Genomic DNA, 23,635 nt, shown 5'->3' with positions numbered 1-23,635 from the left:
CCGCTGCGCAACGCTTGATCAGCGATCAAAGCGGGCGAACCCCCTGGCCACAGCGCATTCCGCTCATTTGACAGTGCGCTGAGCGCACAGATAAACAGCGGGGGTCGAGAGGGGCACTGTGTACGAGCCGAACGTGGTCGGGGACTGGCACGAGTACGACGAGCATGCCGGTCTGCGGGTCCGCGTCCACCGCCTGGAGGAGTCCGAGCCGCCACGCGGCCGGGACGACGCCGCGGCTGGGCTTACGTACTTCAGTGCCCGGGTGACCATCGAGAACCGCGGCTCCCGTCACTTCAGCGTGCAACTGGAGGACGGCCAGATCGACGTCCGGGTCGGCCCCGACGGCGAGGGCGCGTTCATCGACTGGCGCAACTCCCAGTTCATCGAGGGCTTCGACGTCTACCCGCTGCGCCGCGCCACCGCCGTCCTCTACGCCGCCGGCCCGGAGGCCGCCCTGACCCAGGTGGACATCCAGGTCCACCTGCGTGTCGACGAGGAGTGGACGGAACGCCGGCTGTGGGCGGGCGGCATCGGCGTGCTGGAGTCGACCACCGCCGCGGCCTGCCAGAGCGCCGCACCGGGCAGCCTGGCCCACCAGGTGACCGCCTTCCTCAAGGACCAGACGGAACCAGGACCGACCACTTCCTGAGCGACAACGCGCCCCGGAAGGGGCGCGGGGATGTATTGAATGTGCGGCTGCCGCCGCGTGGGCGCGACCAGCCACGACGACGCCGCACCCGAACGACGACCCATCACGGCGCGGCGCCACCAGCGAAGCCCCTAGTGCGGGATGCCGTCGATGATCTCGCGGGCGCCCTGGCGCAGCAGGGCCACGGCGACCGAGGTGCCGAGCGTGGCCGGGTCGAGCCGGCCCGCCCACTCGTGCGCGTTCAGCCGGGTCTTGCCGTCCGGGGTGAACACGCAGGCGCGCAGCGACAGCTCACCGCCGCCGTCGACCCGGGCGTAGCCGGCGATCGGGCTGTTGCAGTGGCCCTGGAGCACGTGCAGGAACATCCGCTCGGCGGTGGCCTCCCGGTAGGTGTCCGGGTCACCGAGCCCGCTGACCACGTCGATCAGCTCGGAGTCGCCCTCCCGGCACTGCAGGGCGAGGATGCCCGCGCCGATCGGCGGCATCATCGCCTCCGGGTCCAGCACCTCGGTGATCACGTCCGTGCGGTCGATCCGCTCCAGGCCCGACACCGCGAGCAGCAGCGCGTCGGCGTCCCCGGCGGCGAGCTTCTCCAGGCGCCGGTTGGCGTTGCCGCGGAACGGCACGCACTCCAGATGCGGGTGGGTGGCCGACAGCTGGGCGACCCGGCGGACCGCGGAGGTGCCGATCCGGGTACCCGGCGGCAGCTCGTCCAGGGTCAGGCCGCCCGGGTGGACGAGGGCGTCACGGATGTCGTCCCGCTTCAGGAACGCCGCGAACACCGTCCCGGCGGGCAGCGGCCGGTCCGCCGGCACGTCCTTCACGCAGTGCACGGCGAGATCCGCCTCGCCGGCCAGCAGGGCGGCGTCCACTTCCTTGGTGAACGCCCCCTTGCCCTCCACCTGCGACAGATCGCCCAGCCACTTGTCGCCCGTCGTCTTCACCGGCACGACCTCGGTGCGCACCTGCGGATGAAGAGCGGCCAACTCGGCCCGGACCCGGGCCACCTGAGCGAGCGCCATCGGGGAGTCGCGGGAGACGATACGGATCAACTCTGGCACGGACATGGGGACACGATAGACCTTCGTGCCGACCGCGCATTCCGACATGCTGTCGGCCGCCGCGCACGGCCGCCGTGGCCGGGCCGGGTGCCGTGCGCAGCGGGCGACGGGCCTGCCGCAGGTCACGGCGCCCGGCCGGGCGCCCGGGTCAGGCTGCCGGGTCGAAGGTGATTCCCGACGGCTTCGCCGAGCTGAGGTGGGAGGCGAAACTCGCGTCCTTGAGGCCGAAGTTGGCGCTGCCGAAGTCGTAGGCGCTCAGTTTGTCGCGCAGGCCTGCCGGATAGCCGTTCCAGCCGACCAGCGGCGGGTACTGCCAGGTGCCCTTGTGGTTCTCCGGCGGCTCGTCGTTGGAGTTGGCCAGCCGGAAGCAGTGCGTGCTGACACCGTCCTTGTGGTAGACGATCTTCGCGTGGGTGCCGTCGAAGCGGACCTCGGACGCCGCGTGCACGGTGAACGAGCCGTGGTTGGACGTCGACACGTACTTGATCTGGCCGCTCTGCACCCACACCACGACGTGCTCCCAGTCGTGCCGGTGGCCCCCGATGCTGCTGCCCGCTATCGCCTGGTCCTTCTCGAAGTACAGGCCGTACAGGTAGGCGCACCAGCCGTTGTTGCACTTGTAGCGCGAGTAGCTGTTGGTGTTGTCGAGGTCGGAGGCGTCCCGGCACGAACCGTTGAGCGCGCCGGTCGGGTTGAGGCCGCCGTTGACCGTGCCGTCGGGGCCGATCGCGGGCGTCGGATAGCAGCCGTCGGTGTCGTAGTCGAAGGCCGGCTGGTAGGTCTTCTCGACGGTCTCGGCGTTGGCGGGCAGCGCCTGCGGCGGGGCGGCGAAGGCGGCGGCGGGGAAGGCGACGACCAGGGCGGCGGCACCGGCGAGTCCGGTCAGCCATCTGCGGCGACCGATGCGGAACGTCCGTGACGACACGGGGTCCTCCAACTGCGGTGGGGGGAAGGGACGTTCAGCTTCCCCTTCGGTCAAGACCTTGCCAAGACGGCCTGGGCGTCCCGCCGGTGAAGCCCCGCCCAACAGTCGGTCGGCGTGCGCCGGATCCGCGCCGGTCGGCGTGCGCCGGATCCGCGCCGGTCGGTGTGCGCCGGATCCGCGCCGGTCGGTGTGCGCCGGATCAGCGCCGGTCGGTGTGCGCCGGATCCGCGCCGGTCGGTGTGCGCCGGATCCGCGCCGGGTCGATGTGTGCCCGATCAGTGCCGGCGAGGGTCAGTCGACGCCGGCCGGCAGGTCCGCCGCGGACTCCTCCGGCGTGAGGTCCGGGCGCAGCCGCAGCCAGGACGGCTGGCGCAGCAGTCCGGCCCGGGTGCGGGTGCTGTAGTTGACCTCGCCGACCAGCCGGGGCAGCACCCAGTGCGCGCCCGGCACCGGCGGGACCGGGTCGAAGGGGCACGCGTCGGTGCCGGCGACCCGCAGCAGCGCGGCCAGTTCGGTCCGTTTCGCCTCGCTCCAGCCGGTGCCCACCCCGCCGACGTATCGCAGCCGTCCGTCGGCGGACCGCTGGCCGACCAGGACCGCGCCCGGCAGCCCGGTCAGGCGCCCCTTGCCCGGCAGCCAGCCGCCGACGATCACGTCCTCGGCGCGCATGTTCCGGATCTTGATCCAGGCACGGGACCGCACCCCCGGCTCGTACGGCGAGTCCAGCCGCTTGCAGACCAGACCCTCGAGGCCGTGTTCCCGGGTGGCCCGCAGCGCCTCGGCGCCGTGCCCGACGACGGCCCCGGGCGTCGACCAGTAGGGGCCGTCGAGCCCCAGCGACTCCAGCCGGGTGCGCCGCTGCGCGTAGGGCACCCGCAGCAGCGGGCCGCCCTCCAGGTGCAGCACGTCGAACAGCACCAGATGGACCGGGACCCGGGCCGCCATCCGCGCCGCCCGGGCCGGGGCGTGGGCCAGACCCATCCGGCTCTGCAGCAGCTGGAAGTCGGCGCGCCCGTGCTCGTCGAGGGCCAGCACCTCGCCGTCCAGGACCGCCGGAACCCTTCCCAGCATCGCGCCCAGCGGGCGCAGTTCGGGATAGGCGGCGGTGATGTCCTCACCCGACCGGGCGCGCAGCCGCAGACCGCCGTCACCGGGCAGATAGACGACCGCGCGCTGACCGTCCTGCTTGGTCTCGTACGCCCACCGGGCGTCCTGCGCGGCGGGCGGCAGCCTGCCGGGTGTGGCGAGCATCGGCGGGATCAGCGGCAGGGCGGTGGTCACGGCAGGAGATGTGAACCGAGTACGGCAGCGGCACGCGTCCCGCGGCGCCGGTTCCCCCGAACAGCCGTCAGGAGCCGCTCGCCGGGGGCCGCAGCCGCACCAACCCGTCTGATGGGCCATCACCACGCGTTGGGCCCGGCCGCGGGCGTCCGGCTTGGTCATCGCCCGGTGGATGTGAGGGGCTGTGCGGGTACGCCGGACGGGGCCCGTGGAGCGGGCCGCCCCCCGAAGGCACGGCCCGCTCCCCGCCCGGTCGCTCAGTGCACCGACTCGGCCGCGGGCTCGGCCGGGGCCGAGTCGGGCTCCGCGTCCACCGGCCGGTGGCCGGGCAGGAAGGAGGCGAGGACGAAGGCCAGCACGGCCGCGCCCGCACCGACCGCCATGACGACCTTGAACGCGCTCTCGGAGGGCAGGGTGGCGCCGCCGAGGCTGATGGTCAGCTGCGCCAGGATCACGCCGGCGACGGCGCTGGCCACCGACGTACCGATGGACCGCATCAGCGTGTTGAGGCTGTTGGCGGCGGCCGTCTCCGACGCCGGGACGGCGCCCATGATCAGCGCGGGCATCGCGCCGTAGGCGAAGCCGACACCGGCGCCGATGATGCAGGAGACCAGGATCAGGTGCCAGACCTCGGACATCAGGACGATGTTCAGGCCGTAGCCGGCGGCGACGATCACCGCGCCGGTCATCAGCGTGATCTTCGGGCCCCTGGCCTTGGTGATGGCGGCGGAGACCGGGGCGAAGGCCATCATGACCAGACCCTGCGGGGCCATCACCAGACCGACGGTCATCATCGACCTGCCGAGGCCGTAGCCGGTCTGGGCCGGCAGCTGGAGCAGCTGCGGCAGCACCAGGGACATCGCGAACATCGAGAAGCCGAACGCGATCGAGGCGAGGTTGGTGAAGAGCACCTGACGGCGAACCGTGGTGCGCAGGTCGACCAGCGGCTGGGTGGTGCGCAGCTCGAAGTAGCCCCAGGCGACCAGGACCACGACCGCGAGCGCGAACAGGCCGAGCGTGGTGCCGCTCGCCCAGCCCCAGTCGGCGCCCTTGGAGACGGCGAGCAGCAGCGAGACCAGGCCGACCGCCAGGCCCACGGCGCCGACGGCGTCGAAGCGGCCCCCCGAGCGCACCTTGGACTCCGGCACCAGGAACAGGACCAGCGCGAACGCGACGGCACCGAGGGCGGCCGAGGTCCAGAACAGCACATGCCAGTCGAAGTGGTCCGCGATGAAGGCCGCGGACGGCAGGCCCAGCGCGCCGCCGACGCCCAGCGACGCGCTCATCAGCGCCGTCGAGCCCGCGAGACGCTCCGGCGGCAGCTCGTCGCGCATGATGCTGATGCCCAGCGGGACCACGGCGGCCGCCAGACCCTGGAGGGTCCGGCCGACGATCATCGGGACCAGCTCGTCGCTGAGCGCGCACACCACCGAGCCCGAGACCAGCAGCACCAGGCTGATCAGCAGCATCAGCCGCTTGCCGAACATGTCACCGATACGGCCGGCCACCGGGGTGGCCACGGCGGCGGCCAGCAGGGTCGCGGTCACCGCCCAGGCCGCGTTGGACGCGGAGGCGTCGAGGTACTTCGGCAGCTCCGGGAGGATCGGGATCACCAGGGTCTGCATCAGCGAGACGGTGATACCGGCCAGGGCCAGCACCGCCACCACCGCGTTCGGATTGGGGCGTGCCGGTCTCGGGGACCCGACGGACCGGACAGGGGCTTCGGACATGGGAGAGGGCCTCCATAGGCGGAACAGGGCAGAACAGGGAGCCGGCAGAACAAGGAGACGGCGGGACAGGGAGCGACGCGGCCACCGGGCTCACCGACGCGCTCCTCGGGCTGTGGCCGGCGCCCGTCACCGCTACGCATCGAAGGTGACGACGACCTTCTCCGCGGCGCCCGGTGTCAGGGCCAGCTCGAAGGCGTGGTGGACCTCGGTGAAGGGGACGCGGTGGCTGATCAGCTTCGCGAACCGCTCGTGGTGCTCGACCAGTTCGGGGGTGACCTCGAAGATCTCGGTCGGGTAGCCCTGCGAGGCGACCAGGGTCAGCTCGCTGCGCAGCATGCCGCCGAGATCGACCTCGCCCCTCTTCTGGACGGCGACCATGACCAGCCTGGCGTGCCACCTGGCGTTGGCCACCACGGTGTCGAAGACGGCCGGCGCACCAGCCGCGTCGATGAAGACGTCGGTGCCCGGGCGGGGCTGGCCCAGCGCGTTGGCGCTCTGCCCGTGCAGCTCGGTCAGCCGCGCGGTGACGTCCTCCTCGGCCGAGTTGACGACCGCGTCCGCGCCCACGGCCAGCGCCTTCTCCAGCCGGGCCGGGATGACGTCGGCGACGACCACGTGTCTGACGCCCCGCAGCTTCAGCCAGATCGCCGCGCCCAGCCCGATCGGTCCGGCGCCGAACACGACCACCTTGTCGTCGGGTCCGGCGGCGGAGCGGTTGACCGCGTGCCGGGAGACGGCCATCGGCTCGTTGAGGGAGGCGACCTCGAAGGGCACGGTGTCCGGGAACACCGCGACACTCCGGCCGGCCTCGGCGTTCTCGATCAGCAGGTACTCGCTCAGCGAGCCGTACCGGCCGCCGCAGCCGATGATCCCGGTGGGCGCGTCCTGCGGGTTCACGACCACCCGGTCGCCCACCTTCAGCCCCGTGACCTCGGCGCCGGCCTCGACGATCTCGCCGGCCGGCTCGTGGCCCAGGGCGATCGGGACCAGGTCGCCGCCCAGGTGGGCACGGGAGGGCATGCCGCCCATGTGCAGGAAGGTGACGTCGGTGCCGCAGATGCCCCCCGCGCGGATCTTCAGCAGCACGTCCTTGGGGCCCGGTACGGGACGTTCGACGTCCACGACCTCGATCCTGCCGACGCCGCCGGTCTGTACGGACTTCATCGTGGCCATGGGGTGACTCTCGCTCTCTGGGGGTGCTGACGCGGGCGGGCGTCCGGCTTCGCCCGGCGGTGGTGCGACCGGGGAGGTGCCCTCGGGCCGGGTGCCGGGCCGGGGGGAGTGGGCCGGTGTCCCGGCCCGAGGGCGGCGCAGGTCCCCGTCCCCACGGGTCCGGCGCCAGGGCCTGTCCGCCGGGGCAGACCCTCGGGGCGGCCGCCGCTCAGTGGCGCCCCGGTTACTTGAGTTAGGCAAGCACATGTGGCTTACTTGAGTCAAGCAAGCTAATTGCCCGAGCATCGAACGAATGGGTCAACCCATGTACGACAGCTCTCCCGCACCCCGGCCGCCGGCCCGCGGCAGCGGACAGCGGCTCCTGGTCGCCGTCGGCGACCAGGACACCGCCGATCTCCTCACCACCACCCTGGAGCTGGCCGGCTACCGGACCGGTGTGGCGGGCGGCGGGGCCGAGGTGGCGCGGCGACTCGTGGCGCAGCGGTTCGACCTGGTCGTCCTGGACGCCGAACTGCCCGGCATGGCCGACCTGGCCCGGGGGCGCTTCGAGCCGGTGTACCGCCCGCCCGTCCTGCTGCTGGCCGCCTGCGAGTCCCTGGCCCGGCTGGTGCCCGAGATCGGCGCCGGTGAGCGGGACTACGTCACCAAGCCCTTCCGGATCGCCGAGGTCCTCGCCCGGCGACCGGGCTGGACGTGACGGACCGTACGGTACGTCTGGCCGACGGGTCCCTGCTGCCGTACGACGGGCTGATCGTGGCCACGGGTGTCCGGCCGCGCCGGCTGCCCGGGGAGGGCGCGCACGTGCTGCGCACCCTCGACGACACGCTGACCCTCCGGGAGCGGATCGGGCCGGGACAGCGGCTGGTGGTGGTCGGCGCCGGGTTCCTCGGCGCCGAGGCCGCCGCCGTCGCCTGGAAGCTCGGGGCGCGGGTCACCCTCCTCGAACCGGCGCCGGTGCCGCTCGCGCACGCGGTCGGTGAGGAGGTGGGGAGGGTGCTGGCCCGGGCCCACCTCCAGCGCGGCGTGGACCTGCGGACCGGGGTCGCCGTCGCCGAGGTGACCGATGACGGGGTGCGGCTCGCCGAGGGGGAGACGATCGACGCCGACGAGGTGCTGGTCGCCGTCGGCTCGCTGCCGAACGTGGAGTGGCCGGCCGGGAGCGGGCTCACCGTGGGCGACGGGGTGGTCTGCGACGAGTACTGCGAGGCCGCGGGGGACGTGTACGCGGCCGGTGACGTCGCCCGCTGGTACAACCCGCTGTTCGGGGTGTCGATGCGGATCGAGCACCGGACGAACGCGGCGGAGCAGGGGATGGCCGCGGCGCGCAATCTCCTCAACCCCGAGGCGCGCAAGCCGTTCGCGCCGGTGCCGTACTTCTGGTCGGACCAGTACGACATGAGGATCCAGGCGTACGGGTATCTGCGGGGTCACGACGAAGTGCGGGTCGTGGAGGGGGAGTTGACGGCGGGGCGGTTCGTCGCCGGGTACCGGACCGGGGAGCGGTTGAGCGGGGTGCTCGCGGTGGGGGTGGCGCCGAAGGTTCTTCGGGGATGGCGGCAGGCGATTGCGGTCGGAGCGGGGTGGGGGGAGGCCGTGAACTGAGACGGCGGTTTCGGTGGTGGGTGAGGTGCGGGCCGGATGTGGCTGGTCGCGCCCACGCGGCGGAGCCGCATGTCGATACGGCCCCGCGCCCCTATCGGGGCGTCAGACTCACCGCGTTGGCCACTACCACCGCTCCTGTCCCCGCCCACTCCGGCATCCCCGGGCTCTGCCCCAGTACCGCCCAGCCGGCCACCGCTGCCAGGACCGGGTTGACGCTCATGAACAGGCCGAACGTCCGGGCCGGAACCTGGCGCAGGGTCAGGAGGTCGGCGAGATACGGCACCGCCGACGACAGGACACCCGCCGCCACCGCGCACAGGACGGCCCCGGCCGTCGGCGGGTGCCGTAGCGCCACCACGACTCCGATCGGCAGGAACGTCAGTGCCGATACGGATGCGGCCGCCGCCGACCCCTGCGCTCCCGGTATCCGCCGCCCCACCACTCCGTTCAGCAGGATGTACGACGCCCAGCAACCCGCGGCGATCAGGCCGAGGCCCATCCCCAGGTAGTCCGTCGACGGCTGGGGGCGCATCAGCACCACCACCCCGGCCGCCGCCAGCGCCGCGCACCCCGCGTCCACCCGGCGGCGGGACGCGGCCAGGGCGATGGTGAGCGGGCCCAGGAACTCCAGGGTGACCGCCAGACCCAGACCGACCCGGTCGATCGCGGTGTACAGGGTCAGGTTCATGGTGCCGAGGACCGCCGCGAGCAGCAGCACCGGCCACCACTGCCGCCAGGTGAAGGCGCGCAGCCGGGGACGGCCGACGGCCACCAATACGAGTGCGGCCACGTACTGCCGTACCGCCACCACGCCGAGCGGGCCGAGGACCGGGAAGGCCAGGGCACCGATCGCCGCGCCGGTCTGGTTGGACAGGCCGCTGCCGAACATGGTCGCCACGCCGGCCAGGCGTCCCGGCTCGGCGGCGGCGGCCGTGGTCGTAGGGGCCGGGCGTATCAGGACTCGTCGCATGACAGCAGATTCCGCGCCGCCGAGCGTTGCGCAAAATGCATGCCTTCCCGGATCTATACGCTTCACGTATGGATGACGTCGAGCTGCGGCAGCTGCGCTGTCTGGTCGCCATCGTGGACGAGGGCACCTTCACCGACGCGGCGATCGCCCTGGGGGTGTCCCAGGCCGCGGTGTCCCGCACCCTCGCGGGGCTCGAACGGGCCCTGGGCGTAAGGCTGTTGCGGCGCACCTCGCGCGAGGTGACGCCGACCGCGACCGGGCTGCGGGTGGTGGAGCGGGCCCGCCGGGTGCTGGCGGACGTCGCCGACCTGGTGCAGGAGGCCGGCTCGGGGCACACCCGGGTGCGGATCGGCTATGCCTGGTCGGCGGTGGGGCGGCACACCGTGTCCTTCCAGCGGAGCTGGACCGCCGCGCACCCCGGGACCGACCTGCATCTCGTGCGGGTGAACACGGCCTCCGCCGGACTGGGTGAAGGAGCCTGCGACCTGGCCGTCGTACGGCGGCCGCTCGCGGACCGGCGGTTCGACACGGCGATCGTGGGGCTGGAACGGCGGCTGTGCGCGGTGGCATCCGACGACCCGCTGGCCCGGCGCCGCTCCGTGCGGCTCGCCGACCTCACCGGCTGGACCGTCCTGACCGACCGGCGCACCGGCACCACCACTGCTGAACTGTGGCCGGCCGCATCCCGCCCGGCCGTCGAGGAGACGCATTCCGTCGACGACTGGCTCACCGAGATCGCCGCCGGGCGCGGTGCCGGCGTGACCCCGGAATCGACCGCCCACCAGTATCCGCGGCCCGGCATCGTCTACCGGCCGGTGCGGGACGCCGAACCGGTCGCCGTCCGGCTGGCCTGGTGGCGGGACGATCCGCACCCGGCGCGCCAGGGGGTTCTGGAACTGCTCAGCGAGCTGTATCGCACCGGCTGAGCGCACGGGGCCGCCGGTTCGCCCGGCAATACGGCGGACAAAATTGTTGACAATCTTGTTTGGCTAGATTTACGTTCGACAGGCACTCACTCAGGGAGGGCAAACGATGCCGAAAGAAGCCCGTCCGAGCACCGGAGAGCAGGCCAAGCAGCATGCGCTCGCGCTGTTGCGGCAGGCGATCCTGCACGGCGAGATGGCCCCGGCCCAGCGGCTGGTGGAGAACGAACTCGCCGAGGAGTTCGGTGTGACGCGGGCCAGCATCCGTGCGGCACTGATCGATCTGGAGGCCCAGGGACTGGTCGAGCGGATCCGCAACCGCGGTTCGCGGGTGCGGGTGGTGACCGTGGAGGAAGCGGTCGCGATCACGGAGTGCCGCATGGTCCTGGAGGGACTGTGCGCGGCGAAGGCGGCCGTCGCGGCCGGCGACGAGCACCTCGCCGAACTCGCCGACCTCGGGACGGCCATGACCAAGGCCGTCGCGGACGGCGAACCGGTCACCTACTCCGAGCTGAACCACGCGCTGCACGACAGGATCCGGGAGATCTCCGGCCAGCAGACCGCCGTGGCACTGCTGGAGCGGCTCAACGCCCAACTGGTGCGGCACCGCTTCCAGTTGGCGCTGCGCCCGGGGCGTCCGCAGCAATCCCTGAACGAGCATCTGGCGATGATCGAGGCGATCAGGGCCAGGGACCCGCAGGCGGCCGAGGCGGCCGTCCGCGCCCACCTCACGAGCGTGATCGACGCACTGAGCGACTGAGACGCCCGGGGCTGGGTGGGCGCACACCTGTCCACCAAGGAGATTTCTGCAATGACGCACGCCAACGCGCCTTCCACCCCACCGCGATCCACCCTGGTCGTCACCGCGCACGCCGGGGACTTCGTGTGGCGGGCGGGCGGAGCCATCGCCCTGGCCGCGTCCCGGGGCGAGAAGGTCACCATCGCGTGTCTGACCTTCGGCGAGCGCGGGGAGTCCGCCAAGGCGTGGCGCGAGGGCAAGAACCTCGAGGAGATCAAGGCGATACGCCGGGAGGAGGCGGAGAAGGCCGCCGCCGCTCTCGGCGCCGAGGTCCGCTTCTTCGACGCCGGCGACTACCCGCTGGTCGCCTCCGCCGAGCTGACCGACCGGCTGGTGGCCGTCTACCGCGAGACCCAGCCCGACGTCGTGCTCACCCACCCCGTCGAGGACCCCTACAACGGCGACCACCCGGCCGCCAACCGGATGGCCCTGGAGGCGCGCATCCTGGCCCAGGCCATCGGGTACCCGGGCGAGGGCGACATCATCGGCGCCCCGCCGGTCTTCTACTTCGAGCCGCACCAGCCCGAGATGAGCGGCTTCAGGCCCGAGCTGCTCCTCGACATCACCGAGGTCTGGGACACCAAGCGCAAGGCGATGGAGTGCCTCGGCGCCCAGCAACACCTCTGGGCCTACTACACCGACCTCGCCGTCCGCCGCGGCGTCCAGCTGAGGCGGAACGCCGGCCCCAACCTGGGCCTGGCGCACGACACCATGGCTGAGGCCTTCATGCGGCCGTTCCCGCAGATCGCGAAGGAGCTGGCATGAGCGGCGTGATCGTCACCGACCCGCCGAAGGCGGAGCTGAAGGACGTGGACGCCCTCGCCGGTTTCGGTGTCGCCACCGTCAGCGAGGCGATGGGCCGGACCGGCCTGCTGGGTCCGGGGATCCGGCCCGTCCAGCAGGGCGTGCGGGTCGCGGGCACGGCCGTCACCGTGCTCAGCTGGCCCGGCGACAACCTCATGATCCACGCGGCCGTCGAGCAGTGCGGCGCGGGCGACATCCTGGTCGTCACCACCACCTCGCCCTGCACGGACGGGCTGTTCGGCGAGTTGTTCGCGACCGCCCTGCGGCAGCGCGGCGTACGCGGGGCCGTCCTGAACACCGGGATCCGCGACACCCAGGAGCTGCGGGACATGGGCTTCGCCGCCTGGTCCCGGACGGTCTCCTCGCAGGGCACCGTCAAGGCCACCGGCGGCTCGGTCAACGTGCCGATCGCGATCGACGGCCAGGTGATCAACCCGGGTGACGTGATCCTCGCCGACGACGACGGGGTCGTGGTCGTACCCCGGGAGCGGGTCCGCGAGACGGCCGAGAGGTCCGAGGCGCGCGAGGCCAAGGAAGCCGCGACCCGCGCCGCGTTCGTCGAGGGCCAGCTCGGCCTGGACCGCTACGGACTGCGGGACACCCTGAAGCGGCTCGGGGTCGAGTACCGGTCATATGAGGAGTACAAGGGACCCGAGGAGCACGAGGAGTCCGCCCCGTGAGCGGGCCCGCGGAGGTGCGCTGCATGCTGATGCGCGGCGGCACCTCCAAGGGCGCCTACTTCCTGGCCGAGGACCTGCCCGCCGATCCCGCGGCCCGCGACGACCTGCTCCTGCGGGTGATGGGCAGCCCCGACCCGCGCCAGATCGACGGCCTGGGCGGTGCCCACCCCCTCACCAGCAAGGTCGCGGTGGTCGCGCCGTCCGCCGACCCCGAGGCCGACGTCGACTACCTCTTTCTCCAAGTAGCCGTCGACCGGCCGGAAGTGACCGATCGTCAGAACTGCGGCAACATCCTCGCCGGAGTCGGCCCGTTCGCCGTGGAGCGGGGGCTCGTGGCCCCCGGTGACGGTGCGACCTCCGTACGGATCCGCATGCTCAACACGGGGGAGCTGGCCATCGCCGGCTTCCCCACACCCGGCGGCCGCGTCGACTACACCGGGGACGCCGAGATCTCCGGCGTGCCCGGCACGGCCGCCCCGGTGGTGATCGAGTTCCCGGCCGGGCAGAGCCCGCTGCTGCCCACCGGGAACGTCCGCGACACCGTCGCCGGTACGGCGGTGACCTGCGTCGACAACGGCATGCCCACCGTGCTCGTCGCCGCGCGCGACCTCAGGGTCACCGGGTACGAGACGCCCAAGGACCTCGAGGAGGACCTGGCGCTGGCCGACCGCCTGCACGAAATCCGGCTGGGGGCGGGCAAGTTGATGGGCCTCGGGGACGTGGAGACCGCCACCGTGCCCAAGCTCAGCCTGCTCGCCCCGCCCCGCGACGGCGGCGCGGTCACCACCCGGACCTTCATCCCGGTCCGCTGCCACACCTCGATCGGCGTCCTCGGCGCCGCGAGCGTGGCCGCGGGCCTCAGGCTGCCCGGCAGCGTGGGGGAGGGGATCGCCCGGCTCCCGGAACACGGTGACCGGATCCGCATCGAACACCCCACCGGATTCCTGGAGATCGACACCAGCGTCGACCCCGGATCCGACGGCTCCCCGCCGGCCGCCCGCCGCACCGCGGTCGTCCGCACCGCCCGCAAGATCTTCGACGGCACGGTCTTCCCCCGCGCCGCCGCCATCCCCGCACAGCCCCAAGGAGGCAACGATGGCTCCGCCCCTCGGTGACATCGCCCATATCGGCCACGCCCAGCTGTTCACCCCGGACCTGGACGCCAGCGTCGCCTTCTTCACCGACTACCTCGGCCTGACCGTCAACGGCCGGGACGGCGACACGGTCTATCTGCGCACCTTCGACGACTACGAGCGCCACAGCCTGGTCCTCACCGCCCGTGACCGGCCCGGCCTCGGCCGGATCGCGCTGCGCACCTCCAGTGAGGAGGCCCTCGACCGGCGTGTCAGGGCGGTCGAGGAGGCGGGCGGCACCGGCCACTGGGCCGAGGACGAACCCGGCCTCGGCAAGCTCTACGTCACCACCGACCCGGACGGCCACGAGCACGCCCTCTACTGGGAGAGCGAGCACTACCGGGCCCCCGACGGGCTCAGGCCCGCGCTGAAGAACCAGCCGCAGGCCAAGCCCAACCGGGGCGTCGGAGTACGCCGCCTGGACCACATCAACTTCCTGGCCGCCGACGTGCTCGCCAACGCCGAGTTCCAGGAACAGGTGCTGGGGGCCCGGCCGACCGAGCAGATCCGGCTCGACACCGGGAAGGTCGCGGCCCGCTGGCTGACCTTCACGAACAAGTCGTACGACGTCGTGTACACCTCGGACCGGACGGGCTCGACCGGGCGGCTGCACCACATCGCCTTCGCCACCGACACCCGCGAGGACGTGCTGCGGGCTGCCGATCTCGCCATCGACACCGGGGTGTTCATCGAGACCGGCCCGCACAAGCACGCCATCCAGCAGACGTTCTTCCTGTACGTCTACGAGCCGGGCGGCAACCGCATCGAGCTCTGCAACCCGCTCACCAGGCTGGTGCTGGCGCCCGACTGGCCGCTGATCACCTGGACCGAGGCCGAACGCGCCAAGGGCCAGGCCTGGGGCCTGAAGACGATCGAGTCCTTCCACACCCACGGGACACCGCCGGTCGACTGACCCGTCTCGGTCAGCAGGGGGGTGGGTGACGCGCTGCCGTGCGTCACCCACCCCCCTTTGCCACCTGGGTGTTTGCCCCGTCCACCGGGTGGCCGGGCCGGTGTCTGGGTTGTTGCTGAGATTGTTGACAAAAACGTTGACGCCTTCGGGTCCCGATCCTTAGCGTCTACGCACCACGGGTCAGCCGCACGAGCCGCGTCGACCCCTCACCGCTTCCCCTCCAGGGAACGCCTCCTGGACGAGAGGAAAACAAAGATGTCCTCCTCCCCCGCCCTGTCCGCTCGCGGCAGCAGACTGGCCCTGCTGGTCGTCGGTCTGTGCTGGCTGGCCGTGCTCTTCGACGGCCTCGACATGTTCATCTACGGCTCGGTGCTGCCCCACCTGCTGGAGACCAAGACGTTCGGCCTCACCGCGGACCAGGCCGGCGACCTCGGTTCCTACGCGACCTTCGGCATGCTGGTGGGCGCCCTGACCGCGGGCACCGTCGCGGACCGGATCGGCCGCAAGCAGCTGATGACCGGCTGCGTCACGCTGTTCTCGCTCGCCTCCGGCATCTGCGCGGTCTCGGGCAGCGTCGCGGTCTTCGGCCTCGGCCGCACCCTGGCCGGCGTCGGCCTCGGCGGGCTGCTGCCGACCGCGATCAGCATGGTCTCGGACTACGCCAGGGGCGGCCGGGTGGCGATCACCATCGGCATGCTGATGACCGCCCACCACGCCGGCGGCATCCTCTCCGCCTACGTCGCCAAGTGGCTGGTCGAGCCGGTCGGCTGGCGCGCCGCCTTCTGGGTCTGCGTGCTCCCGCTGCTTTTCGTGCCCGTGCTGCTGAAGCTCCTGCCGGAGTCGCTGAGCTTCCTGGTCGCCAAGGGGCGCGGCGAGGAGGCCCGCGCGCTGGCCGACCGCTACGAGGTCGAACTGCCCGCCGCCGTCGGCCGGAAGACCGCCGCCGACCGCTGGGACGCGCTGCTCGGCCTGTTCCGCGGCGGCGAGTGGATCCAGACCCTGCTGTACTGGCTGGCCTCCTTCGGCGGTCTGCTGCTGGTGTACGGCGTCGCCACCTGGCTGCCCACCCTGATGCGCGGCGAGGGCTACGAGCTCGGCAGCGCCCTGACCTTCGTCGTCGTCTTCAACCTCGGCGGCATCGTGGGCATGCTGGCCGCCGGCCGCGCCGCCGACCGGTTCGGCGCCCCGCGCATCTCCGCCGTCTGGTTCGCCCTGACCGCCGTCGGCGTCTACCTGCTCAGCATCCACATGGCCACCGGCGTGACCATGGTGGTCGTCTTCCTCACCGGCGTCTTCCTCAACAGCGCCCAGACGATGATCTACGCGACCGTCTCCATCCGCTCCACCCCGGCCAACCGGGCCACCGCCGTCGGCTGGACCTCGGGGATGGGCCGCTTCGGTGCCGTCTTCGGCCCCTGGCTCGGCGGCCAGCTGCTCGCCGCGGGCAACGGCGACTGGGGCTTCACCGCCTTCGCGCTGGCCGGCGTCTCCTCGATGGTGTTCATCGGCATCGCGGCCCTGCGCTCGGCCGGGCAGCCGCAGCGCAGCAACGACCAGGAGGAAGTGGTCGCCGCACACTGACCGGTGGCTTCGGCCGGTCCGGCGCCGGGCTCCCGCCACGGGCGCGGCGCCACCGCTCACTCCTCCAGGTCGCCGGGTTCGGCCTCGAGGCCGGTGCACGCCAGCTTCCCCCCGACGTCCGCACACGCCTCCACCCCACGGGGCGTCGGCACGGCGAGCATCGGGCTGGTGTAGCCGACGGAGTCCTCCGCGGGATAGCTCGCGGAGAGCACGTCCTGCCCGGTCCGGACCGAGACCTCCCGGGCGTGCGGGGTGTGCATCCGCACCTCGGACCAGGCCGTACGGCAGGCGGGGGAGTAGCGCAGCCGGACGTCGTACGCGCTGCCGGTGACCCTGCTCTTGGTCTGCGCGTCCCGGGCGCACGCCGAGGCGTCCGGCAACTCGCCCTGGCAGGACCGCCCGTGGCAGCGCGGCGCCCCCGACACCGGTTGCGCGCCCTGGGCGGCCCGCCGGTCGGACACGCTCACCGCAGCCGCCGTCACCCCGGCCACCGCGAGCAGCGCGAGCGCGGTCAGCGGCAGCCGCCACCACCGCCGCGCTCGCGGCGCCGCCGGTGCGGGAGCGGCGGGCGGCTGCTCCTCGGCGGTCTCGCACAGCGCGAGTACGGCCGCGGGGTCGACGCCCGCGAGCCGGGCCAGGGCCTCCACGGCCGGACGCGGCGGCCGCTTGGCGCCGGTGAGATAGCGGTGCCAGGCGGACTTGCTGTACGGGGTGCGGGCGGCCAGCGCCGCCAGGCTCAGCCCCGTACGCTCCTTCAGTTCGCGCAGGCTCGCCGCCGGCGACTCGTCGGGTGGGGTGGTGGTCGCTCCTTCGGAGTGCCGCATGTTGCGTGCCTCGACTTCATTACGCTATGGGCGTTTCACCCCTGTTGTCGGGATGGCTTCCCATGGATACCGGGGCCGCAATCGGCGAACAGGTGTGAAGACGGTGAATCAGGGGGTGCATGCCGAAGGCCTGTTCGGGAACGAGGTTCCCGAACAGGCCTTCGGCGGTCAGGGAGTGCGGTGGGACGGACCCGTCAGCACCACGGAACGGCGTGGCCTACCCGGACGTAGCGGCCGGAGACGTACCCCTTGCGGTGCGGGAGCCGGTACCAGGTGTGGTTGCCGCGCACCGAACCGCCGTACGTCTTGCAGGCCACCGGGACCAGCCGGTTGCTGTGACGGTGGCCGACCACGCGGTAGCGGGTGCTCGGGCCGGAGCGGACGTTGAGCCGGACGTGGCGCGTGGTCACCCGGCCGACGGTGCGGTAGTAGCCGTGGTGGCGCTGGACCGCGGGGGCGGGCAGGGTGGTGTAGTCGTAGTACTGGACGATTCCCTGCGGTGCGGGGATCGTGGCGGCGCTCGCGGTGGCGGCCCCGGCCGTGGGCAGGAACGCGAACACCGCGACCGTGGCCAGCAGGCCGCTCTTCAGGATCCGACGGGACATGGAAACCTCCGTGCTGTCGTGCTCGTGACCACGAAGCGCGATCACGATTCGGAGGATTGCCATGGCCGAGGGCCGTCATGTCGTCCCCGCGTGCCCCGGGACGCCTGGGACGTCCCCGGGGACGGGACTCAGCCCATCCGGTCGTCGGCGGAGAGGTGCTCGACCGTTTTTCCCGTCCCCGTGAAGGTCCGGGTGACATACCCCGACGAATACACCCACAGGATCCGCAGCGGGGTGTCGCCGACGTTGCGGAACAGGTGAGGGACGGGGGACGGGACGTAAGTGGTGTCCAACCGCTCCAGCCGGGTCACCTCGCCGTCCACCCACACCTCCGCCTCGCCCTCCAGGACGGTCACGTGCTCGTCGCAGTTGTGCGAGTGCAACGGCGCACCGGAACCCACCGGATAGACACTCATCCCGCTCGTGATCAGGTTCTCCCCGCCCGCCGACGGCGTGGTGATCAGCGGTGTCGTCACGACCGAGCCGCCCCGGTCGAGCAGGGGCACGGACGCGGCCTTGATGATCGTGGTCATCCGGGGATTCCTCTCCACTGCGATGCGATACGCCGACCGACGTTAGGCCGCGTCCACGCGATCGGGTGCCCCCTGGCGTGCAGTTTTACCTTGCGCTCCGGGAGGGGTGAGGCGACCGGATCCGGCTGTAGCGTCACCTGGCATCCCACGGCCGCCGGCGAGAGAAAGCAGGTACCGGCCCCCATGAGGCTCCCCGTACTCGGCGAAGAGGACATGGACCCACGGCAGCAGGAGCTGGCCGCCCGGATCGCGGGCCGCCGCGGCGCCGTCCGCGGCCCGTTCCGGGTCTGGCTGCACAGCCCCGAGATGTGCGAACGCGCCGAATCGCTCGGCGCGTTCGCCCGGTTCGACTGCAGCCTGCCCCGACACCTGCGCGAACTGACCCTGCTGATGGCCGCCCGCAACTGGGACGCCCAGTACTCCTGGAACGCCCATGTCCACCAGGCGATCGAGGCCGGCATCCCGGAAGCCGCCGTCAAGGCCATCGCCGAGAACCGCCCGGCGGTCTTCGACGACGAGGCCGACCAGGCCTTCTACCAGTTCTGCCGGGAGATCCTGGAGGAGCACTTCGTCACCGACGGGACCTTCGCCCGCGCGCTGGCGCACTTCGGCCCCAAGCGGCTGGTCGACACCGTCGGCGCGCTCGGCAACTTCACCATGCTCGGCATGTGCCTCAACACCTTCCAGGTGGACCTCCAGGCCGATCGGGAGCCGCCGTTCCCCGACGTCCGCGGCTACCGCCGGATCACCCCGGACGGTGCTTGACCCCAGGCCCCATCCAGGGCCTGACCATGAGAAACGCGGCCGATCTTTTAAGCGAAGAACCGTTGACAGGATTGCCGACATTCGATTTGTGTGGGTGACCGGCGCGAGCCGCACGCGCGTTCGGAGGAAAAAATGGATCGCCTGCTCCTGATGCACAGCTTCGTCACCGTCGCCCAGGTCGGCAGTTTCAGCGGAGCCGCCAAGAAACTCGGCTCCTCCGGATCCCTGGTCTCCCGGCACGTGGCGGAACTGGAGCGGCAGATCGGTGTCCGCCTGGTCAACCGCACCGCCCGCTCCGTGAGCCTGACCGAACCGGGCCAGCGGTACGCCGAGTTCGCCGCGCGCATCCTCGACGAGATCGAGGCCGAGGACGCCGGCATCGCCCAGCTCCACGACCGGCCCGAGGGAACCCTCAGCGTCATCTGTCCCAAGTGGATAGGCAGTCTCGACCTCGGGGACGCCATCGCCGCGTTCTCGGCCGCCCATCCGAAGATCCAGGTGCGGTTCGAACTCGGCGGGATGTCCGACCGCACCTACGATTTCCTGGACAGCGGTTTCGACGTCGCCTTCCACACCCGGGACCTGAGGGACTCCAGTGTCCGCTTGAAGAAAATCGCCTCGCTGCCGTTCGTGCTGTGCGCCTCCGAGGAATACGTCGAGCGGTGCGGGACGCTCGCCCACCCGAACGACCTCGCCGCCCACGACTGCCTGGTCCACCTCAACGACCCGGTCTGGCGGATCGGTCACGGGCACGCCAGCACCCTGCACAAGATCCGCAACATCGCGTTCTCGTCCAACTCCTACATCGCCCTGCAGAAGGCGGCGGTGCACGGCCGCGGCATCGCCCTGCTGCCCCAGCGCCCGGCCTACGACGACCTGGTCTCCGGCGCCCTGCAGGTGCTGCTGCCCGACCTCGCCGTACCCGACCGCCCGCTGTACGCGATCTACGGTCCCGGGCAGGACACCCCGCGCAAGATCAGCGTGTTCCTGGAATTCCTCGCCGAGTGGTTCTCGCAGAACCCGATTCCCACGATCCGGTCGTAACCGGGGCCGCAAGAAACGCTTGCGCATTCCGTAGAGCTCAGGCCATTGAGGCCCTCGCCGGCCGAAATCTACGCTCGCGAGGCGACCTGGAAACGAGGAATCCATGGGAATCCAGAGAATCGAATCGGTCACCTACGGTATCGACGACCTCGACACCTGCGTACGGTTCTTCGACGACTTCGGGCTGTTCCCGGGGGAACGGACCGACGAGCACGCCGTGTTCGAGACCCGCACCGGCCAGACCCTGCATCTCGACACCCTGCCCGGACCGCTGCTGCCGGCCCCGGTCGAGGACGGACCCACCCTGCGCGAGGTCGTCTGGGGCGTCGACACGCCCGCCGAACTGGAGCGGCTGGTGGCGGCGGCGGGCCGGGACCGCGAGATCCGGGAGAGCGCCGACGGCGTCCACCACACCGTCGACGAGACCGGCTTCGGTGTCGGCCTGACCCTGGCCCGCCCCCGGCCGGCCCCCGTCACGCCCCGCGCCGCCAACACGCTCGGCACCGTCAACCGCTGGAACACCGCCCTGGAGCCGATCACCCGGGTCCGCCCGCTGCGCATGTGTCATGTCGCCCTGAACATCCCGAAGCAGGGCCGCGAACAGGCCGTCGGCTTCTACGCCGACCGGCTCGGCTTCCGCCCGACCGACGTGGTCGAACCCATGGGCGTGTTCATGCAGGCGCCCGGCGACGACGACCAGCACACCATGCTGCTGTGCCACCGGCCCGACCAGGCGGGGATCAACCACATCGCCTACGAGGTGCCCGGCTTCGACGACGTGATCGAAGGCGGCAACCACATGATCGAGCAGGGCTGGCGGGAGGCCCGCAGGCTCGGCCGGCACACCATCGGCTCCAACGTCTTCCGCTTCCTGTACGCCCCCTGCGGCGGCCGCGTCGAGTACGCCGCCGACATGGACCGGGCCGACGAGAAGTACGGCACCCGGGTTCACGAGACGACCCCGCCGCACCACATCTGGGCCCTGCGCACCAACCGCGACCAGGAAGCCCCCACCGCGTCCTGACCCTGAGAGGGCACCCCTTCATGACCACCGACCACGGCTATCCCGCCGTCCGCATGTACATAGCGGGCGAGTGGTGCCAGGGCTCCACCGGACGGACCGCCCCCGTCGTCAACCCGGCCACCGGGGAGCCGATCGGCAAAGTACCCCTCGCGACCACCGCCGACCTCGACCGGGCGCTCGAAGCCGCCGCCGAGGGCTTCAGGGTGTGGCGCGCGACCTCCGTCGCCCGCCGCTCCGCGACCCTCGACCGCGCCGCCGACCTCATCGCCGAACGCGCCGCCGAGATCGGCAGGGTGATGACCCTGGAGCAGGGCAAGACCCTCGCCGAGTCCACCGGCGAGGCCAGGCGCACCGCCGACACCCTGCGCTGGCACACCGAGGACGCCCGCCGCGCCTACGGCCGTATCGTCCCCTCCGCGCCCGGCACGGTCCTCACCGTCCGCCGCGAACCGATCGGCCCCGTCGCCGCCTTCGTCCCCTGGAACTTCCCGGTCGGCGGCCCCAACCGCAAGATCTCCTCGGCGCTCTCGGCAGGCTGTTCACTCATCGTCAAGGCCTCCGAGGAGACCCCGGCGACGGCCGCCGCGCTGGTGGAGTGCTATGCGGACGCGGGCCTGCCCGCGGGAGTGCTGGGCCTCGTCTTCGGTGAGCCCGCCGAGGTCTCCGCGCACCTCATCGCCTCCCCGGTCACCCGGATGATCGCCTTCACCGGTTCGGTGCCCGTCGGCAAGCTCCTGGCAGCCGAGACCGGCAAGGTCATGAAGCCCACCCTGATGGAACTCGGCGGCCACGCGCCGGTGATCGTCTGCGCCGACGCCGACCCCGGTCAGGCCGCCCGGCGCGCGGCCCAGGCCAAGTTCTTCAACGCGGGCCAGGTGTGCACCTCGCCCAGCCGCTTCCTCGTCCACGAGTCCCTGGTCGAGGACTTCACCGCCGCGTTCGTGAAGGCCGCCGAGGCGGTCGTCGTCGGCGACGGCCTGGCCCAGGGAACCACCATGGGCCCGCTCGCCAACGAGCGCCGGCTGCGGTCGGTCGAGCGGCTGACCGCGGACGCGGTCGGCAAGGGGGCGACCGTGCGCACCGGCGGCGAACGCCTGGACCGCCCCGGGTACTTCTTCGCGCCGACCGTCCTCACCGACGTGGGCCCGGACGCGGAGCTGATGTCCGAGGAGCCGTTCGGGCCCGTCGCGCCGATCGTGCCCTTCACCGACCTGGACGAGGCCCTGGCCGTCGCCAACTCCCTGCCGTACGGCCTGGCCGCCTACGGCTTCACCAGGTCGGCCGCCACCGCCGAGAAGCTGTCCGACGGGTTCGAGGCCGGCATCCTGTCCCTCAACCACTGCGGCGGCTCGGTGCACGAGGCACCCTCCGGCGGGGTCAAGGACAGCGGGTACGGCCGGGAGGGCGGGCCGGAGGCGCTGGACGCCTACCTGGTCACCAAGCGTGTCTCCCACCTGCTGACGCCATGAGGTACGCGCGCGTGTCGGTCGACGGCCGGGCGGTGTGGGGCCGGGTGGGGGAGCCGGACGTCGAACTCCTCGCCGGCTCGCCGCTGGTGGCCGACCCCGATGTCCTCGGCACCGTCGCCGCCGCCGAGGCCGTCTGGCTGCCGCCCGTCGTGCCCGGCGTGTTCTACGCCGTCGGCCACAACTACCCACGGCATATCGAGCACGCCGGCGCCACGACACCCGACCGCCCCGAGGTCGGCTACCGGGCCAACAACGCCCTCACCGGCCACCGTTCGCCGATCGTCAAACCGGCCGGGGTGACCGGACGGTTCGAGGCCGAGCCGGAACTGGTCGCCGTCATCGGCCGTACGGTCCGGCACGCGACCTACGACGACGCCCGGAGGTCGGTCTTCGGCTGGACCATCGGCAACGACGTCAGCGCCCGCACCTGGCAGCACCAGGACCGCACCTTCTGGCGCAGCAAGAACAGCGACACGTTCAAGCCCATGGGTCCGTGGATCGAGACCGACGTCGACGCCCTCGCCCAGACCACCACCCTGCGCGTCAACGGCGAGGTCCGTGCCGCGTTCCCGACCGGGGACATGGTCTTCGACCCCTTCGACCACATCGTCGCGATCACCCGGCACATCACCCTGCACCCCGGGGACGTGCTGTGGATGGGCGCCGAGTCCACCTGCCAGATCGAGCCCGGCGACACCGTGGACGTCGAGATCAGCGGCATCGGCGTGCTGTCCAACCCCGTACACCTGGAAGGGAACCACTCATGAGCGCGGAACCCCGTTACATCCACCACGTCAACTTCCCCACCACCGACCCCGACCGGACCGCCGCCTGGTACACCAAGGTCTTCGGGATGAAGCGCATCATGCCCAGGTCCAACACACGGGTCGTCCTCATGACCCGGGGCAACTTCGACCTGCACTTCACTCCTGTCGAAGAGATGGAGCGCATGGCGCCCTACCACTTCGCCGTCGAGGTCGACGACTGGGACGACTTCCTCGCCCATCTCAAGGAGCTGGGCATCCGGCACACCCGGCCGATCGAACGCCCCGAGAACCAGTCCAAGTTCTGCTACATCCACGACCCCGACCACACCATGATCGAACTTGTCCACCACGGCCGCCGTCCCAACTAGACGCGCAAGTAC

Annotated in this window: 24 protein-coding genes and 1 pseudogene; 16 read left to right on the top strand and 9 right to left on the bottom strand. The window is 71.8% G+C overall.

Going from position 1 to position 23,635, the window contains the following annotated elements:
• Positions 1–118 precede the first annotated feature (118 nt).
• Positions 119–649 carry a hypothetical protein gene (locus ACWDGI_RS42220; RefSeq protein WP_450768357.1) on the top strand — a complete coding sequence of 177 codons (531 nt, stop codon included), beginning with the start codon at positions 119–121 and terminating at the stop codon, positions 647–649.
• A 131-nt stretch (positions 650–780) separates the two neighbouring features.
• Here ACWDGI_RS42220 and hemC read toward each other — a convergent pair whose 3' ends face one another.
• The 5 genes from hemC to ACWDGI_RS42195 form a co-directional block, all read right to left on the bottom strand.
• Positions 781–1,716: a hydroxymethylbilane synthase gene (gene hemC / locus ACWDGI_RS42215; RefSeq protein ID WP_450768356.1), complete on the bottom strand. Its 936-nt coding sequence runs from the start codon at positions 1,714–1,716 to the stop codon at positions 781–783.
• 142 nt (positions 1,717–1,858) lie between these two features.
• Complete coding sequence (locus tag ACWDGI_RS42210) at positions 1,859–2,635, bottom strand: NPP1 family protein (RefSeq protein WP_450768355.1); 777 nt, start codon at positions 2,633–2,635, stop codon at positions 1,859–1,861.
• A 291-nt stretch (positions 2,636–2,926) separates the two neighbouring features.
• Entirely contained in the window at positions 2,927–3,886 is a 960-nt protein-coding gene (locus tag ACWDGI_RS42205) for an ATP-dependent DNA ligase (protein WP_450768368.1), read from the bottom strand.
• A gap of 287 nt (positions 3,887–4,173) precedes the next feature.
• Complete coding sequence (locus tag ACWDGI_RS42200; protein ID WP_450768354.1) at positions 4,174–5,646, bottom strand: MFS transporter; 1,473 nt, start codon at positions 5,644–5,646, stop codon at positions 4,174–4,176.
• A 132-nt stretch (positions 5,647–5,778) separates the two neighbouring features.
• Complete coding sequence (locus tag ACWDGI_RS42195) at positions 5,779–6,819, bottom strand: zinc-dependent alcohol dehydrogenase (RefSeq protein ID WP_450768353.1); 1,041 nt, start codon at positions 6,817–6,819, stop codon at positions 5,779–5,781.
• Between the two features lie 292 nt (positions 6,820–7,111).
• Here ACWDGI_RS42195 and ACWDGI_RS42190 point away from each other — a divergent pair, with 292 nt between their 5' ends.
• Positions 7,112–7,516: a response regulator transcription factor gene (locus ACWDGI_RS42190; protein ID WP_450768352.1), complete on the top strand. Its 405-nt coding sequence runs from the start codon at positions 7,112–7,114 to the stop codon at positions 7,514–7,516.
• Positions 7,492–8,421 (top strand): annotated as a pseudogene (locus tag ACWDGI_RS42185) (NAD(P)/FAD-dependent oxidoreductase); the annotation flags it as partial. The gene ACWDGI_RS42190 and the pseudogene ACWDGI_RS42185, both read left to right, overlap by 25 nt.
• A 91-nt stretch (positions 8,422–8,512) precedes the next feature.
• Here ACWDGI_RS42185 and ACWDGI_RS42180 read toward each other — a convergent pair.
• A complete protein-coding gene (locus ACWDGI_RS42180) occupies positions 8,513–9,319 on the bottom strand; it encodes an EamA family transporter (RefSeq protein ID WP_450768367.1) in 807 nt (268 codons plus the stop codon).
• 140 nt (positions 9,320–9,459) lie between these two features.
• Between ACWDGI_RS42180 and ACWDGI_RS42175 the strand changes: the two genes are divergently transcribed.
• From ACWDGI_RS42175 to ACWDGI_RS42145, 7 genes are all read left to right on the top strand, one after another.
• Positions 9,460–10,317 carry a LysR family transcriptional regulator gene (locus ACWDGI_RS42175; RefSeq protein ID WP_450768351.1) on the top strand — a complete coding sequence of 286 codons (858 nt, stop codon included), beginning with the start codon at positions 9,460–9,462 and terminating at the stop codon, positions 10,315–10,317.
• A gap of 106 nt (positions 10,318–10,423) precedes the next feature.
• Complete coding sequence (locus tag ACWDGI_RS42170) at positions 10,424–11,074, top strand: GntR family transcriptional regulator (RefSeq protein ID WP_450768350.1); 651 nt, start codon at positions 10,424–10,426, stop codon at positions 11,072–11,074.
• 51 nt (positions 11,075–11,125) lie between these two features.
• Entirely contained in the window at positions 11,126–11,878 is a 753-nt protein-coding gene (locus ACWDGI_RS42165) for a PIG-L deacetylase family protein (RefSeq protein WP_450768349.1), read from the top strand.
• Positions 11,875–12,597 carry a 4-carboxy-4-hydroxy-2-oxoadipate aldolase/oxaloacetate decarboxylase gene (locus ACWDGI_RS42160; RefSeq protein WP_450768348.1) on the top strand — a complete coding sequence of 241 codons (723 nt, stop codon included), beginning with the start codon at positions 11,875–11,877 and terminating at the stop codon, positions 12,595–12,597. The genes ACWDGI_RS42165 and ACWDGI_RS42160 overlap by 4 nt, the downstream gene beginning before the upstream one ends.
• The gene (locus ACWDGI_RS42155) at positions 12,594–13,712 is read left to right on the top strand and encodes a 4-oxalomesaconate tautomerase (protein WP_450768347.1); all 1,119 of its coding nucleotides are present in this window, start codon (positions 12,594–12,596) and stop codon (positions 13,710–13,712) included. The genes ACWDGI_RS42160 and ACWDGI_RS42155 overlap by 4 nt, the downstream gene beginning before the upstream one ends.
• A complete protein-coding gene (locus ACWDGI_RS42150) occupies positions 13,693–14,643 on the top strand; it encodes a catechol 2,3-dioxygenase (protein ID WP_450768346.1) in 951 nt (316 codons plus the stop codon). Before ACWDGI_RS42155 ends, ACWDGI_RS42150 begins: the two co-directional genes overlap by 20 nt.
• A gap of 255 nt (positions 14,644–14,898) precedes the next feature.
• Positions 14,899–16,224 (top strand): MFS transporter, encoded by a 1,326-nt coding sequence (locus tag ACWDGI_RS42145; protein WP_450768345.1) that lies wholly within the window; start codon positions 14,899–14,901, stop codon positions 16,222–16,224.
• A gap of 56 nt (positions 16,225–16,280) precedes the next feature.
• Here ACWDGI_RS42145 and ACWDGI_RS42140 read toward each other — a convergent pair whose 3' ends face one another.
• The 3 genes from ACWDGI_RS42140 to ACWDGI_RS42130 all read right to left on the bottom strand — a co-directional run bounded on the left by ACWDGI_RS42140 (position 16,281) and on the right by ACWDGI_RS42130 (position 18,186).
• On the bottom strand, positions 16,281–17,048 hold the full coding sequence (locus ACWDGI_RS42140; protein WP_450768344.1) for an XRE family transcriptional regulator: 768 nt from the start codon (positions 17,046–17,048) through the stop codon (positions 16,281–16,283).
• A gap of 194 nt (positions 17,049–17,242) precedes the next feature.
• Positions 17,243–17,653, bottom strand: coding sequence for an SH3 domain-containing protein (locus ACWDGI_RS42135; RefSeq protein ID WP_450768343.1), 411 nt, complete (start codon positions 17,651–17,653; stop codon positions 17,243–17,245).
• 128 nt (positions 17,654–17,781) lie between these two features.
• Positions 17,782–18,186 (bottom strand): cupin domain-containing protein, encoded by a 405-nt coding sequence (locus ACWDGI_RS42130; RefSeq protein WP_450768342.1) that lies wholly within the window; start codon positions 18,184–18,186, stop codon positions 17,782–17,784.
• Between the two features lie 213 nt (positions 18,187–18,399).
• On the opposite strand from ACWDGI_RS42130, the gene ACWDGI_RS42125 reads away from it, so the two are divergent.
• From ACWDGI_RS42125 to ACWDGI_RS42100, 6 genes are all read left to right on the top strand, one after another.
• The gene (locus ACWDGI_RS42125; RefSeq protein ID WP_450768366.1) at positions 18,400–18,951 is read left to right on the top strand and encodes a carboxymuconolactone decarboxylase family protein; all 552 of its coding nucleotides are present in this window, start codon (positions 18,400–18,402) and stop codon (positions 18,949–18,951) included.
• Positions 18,952–19,083: 132 nt separating this feature from the next.
• On the top strand, positions 19,084–19,995 hold the full coding sequence (locus tag ACWDGI_RS42120) for a LysR family transcriptional regulator (protein ID WP_450768341.1): 912 nt from the start codon (positions 19,084–19,086) through the stop codon (positions 19,993–19,995).
• Between the two features lie 103 nt (positions 19,996–20,098).
• Positions 20,099–21,019, top strand: coding sequence for a VOC family protein (locus ACWDGI_RS42115; RefSeq protein ID WP_450768340.1), 921 nt, complete (start codon positions 20,099–20,101; stop codon positions 21,017–21,019).
• A 20-nt stretch (positions 21,020–21,039) separates the two neighbouring features.
• Entirely contained in the window at positions 21,040–22,488 is a 1,449-nt protein-coding gene (locus tag ACWDGI_RS42110; RefSeq protein WP_450768339.1) for an NAD-dependent succinate-semialdehyde dehydrogenase, read from the top strand.
• The gene (locus ACWDGI_RS42105; RefSeq protein ID WP_450768338.1) at positions 22,485–23,255 is read left to right on the top strand and encodes a fumarylacetoacetate hydrolase family protein; all 771 of its coding nucleotides are present in this window, start codon (positions 22,485–22,487) and stop codon (positions 23,253–23,255) included. Before ACWDGI_RS42110 ends, ACWDGI_RS42105 begins: the two co-directional genes overlap by 4 nt.
• Positions 23,252–23,623 (top strand): VOC family protein, encoded by a 372-nt coding sequence (locus ACWDGI_RS42100; protein WP_450768337.1) that lies wholly within the window; start codon positions 23,252–23,254, stop codon positions 23,621–23,623. Before ACWDGI_RS42105 ends, ACWDGI_RS42100 begins: the two co-directional genes overlap by 4 nt.
• The last annotated feature ends 12 nt before the right edge of the window (positions 23,624–23,635 follow it).

It is taken from the genome of Streptomyces sp. NPDC001220 (assembly GCF_053597895.1).
Note: the sequence above shows the minus strand (reverse complement) of the source record. Positions and strands in the feature narration are given on the sequence as shown.